This is a genomic window from Mediterraneibacter sp. 210702-DFI.3.120 (assembly GCF_020561005.1).
GTDB classification, from domain to species: Bacteria; Bacillota; Clostridia; order Lachnospirales; family Lachnospiraceae; genus Mediterraneibacter; species Mediterraneibacter faecis.
In genome coordinates, this window is record NZ_JAJCNG010000047.1 from 1 (window position 1) to 4,560 (window position 4,560).

General features: G+C 35.7%; 5 protein-coding genes and 1 pseudogene. 5 read left to right on the forward strand and 1 reads right to left on the reverse strand.

Annotated elements, in window-relative coordinates; genetic code table 11:
- The 5 genes and pseudogenes from LI162_RS14910 to LI162_RS14930 form a co-directional block, all read left to right on the forward strand.
- A pseudogene (locus LI162_RS14910) lies at window positions 1-311 on the forward strand (MobA/MobL family protein); the annotation flags it as partial.
- Window positions 289-999, forward strand: coding sequence for a DUF6040 family protein (locus LI162_RS14915; protein ID WP_044905124.1), 711 nt, complete (start codon window positions 289-291; stop codon window positions 997-999). The pseudogene LI162_RS14910 and the gene LI162_RS14915, both read left to right, overlap by 23 nt.
- A 375-nt stretch (window positions 1,000-1,374) precedes the next feature.
- Window positions 1,375-1,956, forward strand: a complete 582-nt coding sequence (locus tag LI162_RS14920) for a TetR/AcrR family transcriptional regulator (protein WP_008373078.1) — start codon at window positions 1,375-1,377, stop codon at window positions 1,954-1,956.
- The gene (locus tag LI162_RS14925) at window positions 1,949-2,641 is read left to right on the forward strand and encodes an ABC transporter ATP-binding protein (protein ID WP_015517697.1); all 693 of its coding nucleotides are present in this window, start codon (window positions 1,949-1,951) and stop codon (window positions 2,639-2,641) included. Before LI162_RS14920 ends, LI162_RS14925 begins: the two co-directional genes overlap by 8 nt.
- A gap of 4 nt (window positions 2,642-2,645) precedes the next feature.
- Window positions 2,646-3,794, forward strand: a complete 1,149-nt coding sequence (locus LI162_RS14930; protein WP_015541486.1) for an FtsX-like permease family protein — start codon at window positions 2,646-2,648, stop codon at window positions 3,792-3,794.
- Between the two features lie 182 nt (window positions 3,795-3,976).
- On the opposite strand, the gene LI162_RS14935 is transcribed toward LI162_RS14930, so the two are convergent.
- Window positions 3,977-4,213 (reverse strand): DUF6061 family protein, encoded by a 237-nt coding sequence (locus tag LI162_RS14935; protein ID WP_008373065.1) that lies wholly within the window; start codon window positions 4,211-4,213, stop codon window positions 3,977-3,979.
- Between the last annotated feature and the right edge of the window lie 347 nt (window positions 4,214-4,560).

A 4,560-nucleotide genomic window follows, 5' to 3' on the forward strand; every position in this document is an offset into this window, starting at 1 on the left:
AACAGCAATTAGAGAAAGGAAGGTTGATTGATGAACGAATTAAGAAACTCAAAGAACGACGATCAACTGGAAGAACTGCTAATGCTGACGGAGCAGATGCAGGAAGAACTCGACCAGAAAGACCGGACTATCAGGAAACTGAAAGTGCAGCTCGACGAATCGCTGACCTTGAACGAGAGGTTAAACAGCGAGAACAGAGCAGGGAACATTCAAGCCTTAAAGAACGACTTGAGGAAAACAAAAGAATTATTGCAGAGCGAGAAAGAGAAAACGCTCACCGCAAAGGACATGATAGAGGAATGTCGCGATAAGCTAAGACAGGCAGAACAGGAACGGGACTATGCACTCTCCCATCAGAAAAAAGTAGAGATACCGGTTGAAAAGCCGGTACTCTATCAAAAGTGTGGGAATTGTAACCAGACAGCTTATCTGAGAGCGAAGGAAAGGTATGATACGCAGAGAGAAAAACTGGCAGGCAGATATAAAGCAAAAACAGCCATGTATGAAGCATTGATGTTTTTGCTGATATGGTATTCCGTATCGACTACTCTTTTTCAGATAATACTGTCAAAAATCTTTATTTCTGATTGCGTGGTATTCTTTGATACAATCGCAACTTTTATACAGAGCATTGCAGGGTGGATTATACTGACAGGAAAGAATGTGGCACAGATTAGTAATGGAATATCCAATCCTGTCATTACCGGAATTATATACTGGCTGATAAGATTATTGATTTGCGGTGGCTGTCTGGTGGGTGCAGAAATACTTTTAGCATTCACCGGGATAAAGATTGCCGGGCTATATAAGAAATACTGCTGGGATATGATTACAATACTGGTAACACTTATAAGCATGGCAATAGCAATCTATTTTGGAGATTGGATAAAGACAGTATTGCCGATCAATCTGCTATTTTTCTTATTATTCGTGCAACTGGTATATGTTGGAATCAGGTGGTATGTAAAAGGCTGGCGGGAAACAAGGGGATATTATTAAAAATCCGATTGTAAACACACAATTTTATATATGTGCTTAATCACACCTCTTTGTATTTTAATAAAATCCTACAAAAGCTTTGAAAACAAAGGATTCATTGTAATGTGTTCGCTTTATCCCTTTATATGATTTCACACTATGTTCCCCTTGCCCTGACTGTTCATAATGGTAAAAGCAAGGGCTGGAAAAACGCATAACGCAATACAACAAAGTGTAGCAATTGGGATATTATGAACGAAGAAATCATCTTTTCATAAGCAGTCAATAAGGCTGAAGGAATTAATCTCTGCCGCCTTATTGACTTTCAGGTGGGCTTCAATTATAATTAAATCAGCTGATTTAAAACAAGCGATTTAGTAAAAGGAGAGATAAAGTATGCCACCAAAAGCCAAATTTACAAAAGCAGAAATTATTGAAGCCGCATTAAATATTGTCAGGGCAGACGGATATGAGGCTTTGACTTCAAGAGCGTTAGGAACATATCTCGGTAGTTCGGCAAGACCCATTTTTACTGTATTTAAAAATATGGAGGAGGTTCAGCAGGATATGATTAAATCTGCTAAAGCTCTGTATAAAGAATATGTCAATAAAGGACTAACAACAGAGCCCCCGTTTAAAGGGGTGGGTACACAATATATTCTCTTCGCTGTTAATGAGCCTAAGCTTTTTCAACTCCTCTTTATGACGGAGCAAAAACAAATTCCTGACTTATCTGGTGTACTTCCGCTGATAGATGAAAGTTATGAGCAAATTCTATTGTCAATTCAAGATGATTACAAAATTTGCAAGGCAGCTGGGAAAAAACTGTATCATCATCTTTGGATATATACACACGGAATTGCAACGCTTTGTGCCACAAAAATGTGCCGATTTACAGACGAAGAAATCAGTACAATGATTACTGAGGTATGTATGAGTATTTTGAAAAAGCTGAAGGAAGGAGAAAATAATGATTAAAGCGAGAAATATAATAAAATCCTACCAAAACGGAGAAAGCCGATTCCAAGTATTAAAGGACATCAGTCTTGATATTGAGGATAATGATTTTGTGGTTATTCTCGGCGCATCTGGTTCTGGCAAGTCAACCTTTTTGAATGTAATTTCAGGTCTTGAACGCCCTGACAGCGGTAAAGTGTTTTATGACGGAAAGGATATTACAGCACTTTCTGATAATGAATTAACTTCATTTCGTAAGGAAAATGTCGGATTTATTTTTCAGCAGTATTATTTGCTACCCAATATGAGCGTTGATAAAAATGTAAAAATGGGTGCTGATTTAGCAAATAATAAAGATTATAAAAACGTCATTAGAGCGGTTGGACTCGGAGAAAAACTACATAAATATCCCAGCGAACTTTCGGGTGGCGAACAGCAAAGAGTATCTATTGCAAGAGCTTTGGCAAAAAGACCGAGAGTATTATTTCTTGACGAACCGACAGGAGCATTAGACGAACAAACAGGACGACAGGTTCTTGATTATATATGTAAACTTCAAAAGGAATATGGTTTTACGATTGTAATGGTAACGCACAATTTGAATATTGCGGAAATGGCAAACACAGTTATAAAAATGAATAGCGGAAAAATATCTGAAATTTACACAAATGAAGCACAAAAGACTGCTTATGAGATAGGGTGGTGATGGTATGCTCGTTGGAATAAAAAATGTTTCAAAACTCATCGGTATTTCCATTATAGCCTGTTGTGCTGTTCTTGTTTGTACAATGTTTCTGAACTTTTATTTTGATATTCGATTAATTGAGAGTGAAATTACATCTGAATTATCAATGTTTTTTTATAATGCTCAGGTTTCTACCGCAAAAGTCGTTTGCCTTGTAAGTGGCGGATGCTTGCTTTTAACTGCGATTGTTATGTTGTTGTTTTATATTAAGCATTATATTGACACGCATAAGAAGGAACTTGGGATATTAAAGGCGTTGGGATATTCAAATATCAAAATTGCAAAAAGCTTTTGGGTATTCGGAATTAGTATATTTATTGGAACTGTAACCGGATATGCAGGAGCATTTCTTATAATGCCGTGGTTTTACGCTCTACAAAATGAAGATAAAATGCTTCCTGAGATAACTATCAATTTTCATCCAAGCATTTTATTTTATTTTGTGGTATTGCCGACTGTGTGTTTTTCGGCACTTTCAGTTTATTATGCCTGGTACAAATTCAAAAAACCTGTGTTGCTGCTTTTGAAAGATAATATGCAAACTGCTTCTAAAACACCAAATCATAGAATCGAAAAAAGCAGTGAATTGTCGTTTGTAGAGTATTTGAAAAGGAATACCTTGAAATCTAAAAAGGCACTTGTATTCTTCATTATTTTTGCTTCGTTTTGCTTTTCAGCTATGACACAAATGTCGTTTAGTATGAAAGATTTATCAAGTGAAATGATGGGTGTGATGATGTTGGTCATCGGACTTGTATTAGCGTTTACAACTCTGTTTCTTGCTATAACTACAGTAATAAACGGAAATACAAAAACTATTGCTATGATGAGAGTATTCGGCTATTCACAGAAAGAATGTTGCAGGGCAATTTTAGGAGGATACAGACCGCTGTCCTATATTGGTTTTATAATCGGAACAGTATATCAGTATGGATTGCTTCGGCTTATGGTGGATATTGTATTTAAGGATGTCGAGGGTGTACCTACGTATAAATTTGACTTTCCTACTATGCTTATTTCTCTTGCTTGTTTTATCACGATTTATGAAATTATGATGTATATATATTCTGAAAAAATTAAGAAGATTTCTATCAAGGAAATTATGATTGAGTAACAGGGGAAAATACATACAAACAAAATGGATACAATGCCCTGTCTGGTGCAATAAAAACTGAACAATGATACTGGAAAATACCAAATTTAAAAGTTTCATCTGCATTGTCAGAAGTGAAAAAATATAGAATAATAGGGACAAATAAATCTAAAAGGGTTATTTGTCCCTTATTTATCTTTGAATTAAATTTCTAAGGAATCTTCCGCATCTACCCACATTTGCATCGTTCCATCAAGATACAATCTTGCATATTCAAGTGGTTCATCAATAGCAAGTGCATTTAACGCACAATCTGATCCAGGTGTTGTTTTTAAATTCTTTTCTGCTTCCCAGCAGTCAATGCGGAGCATATAGCCAGCACTGGTATATACATCAATGCTGTTTCTGTGTGGATTGTATTCTGCAAATATCGTTCTCATCGTATCAAATCTCCTTATCGTTCAATCAATCATTTGTTAAAAAAATAGAAGCATTTCAATCAGTTCACCATGTCGTTTTAATTTTGTGTTATACTGTTTTATAGGATTTTCTTGCCCTTGTATTTGCCCTTATCAGAGTTCGTAAACACTGGTGGGACAATATAATACAAGGGAAACAATAAGGGAAAGCTCACCTGCGATAAACTTAGTGTTTTCAAGGGCTTGAGAGATATTTGATAATAAAATATAACAATTATTAAATTCCTTGGAATACATGAAATCTCAATTCAAGTTTGTCCGTTTCTTCATATCCACATTATATCATTTTCATATCTGCACCACAATAA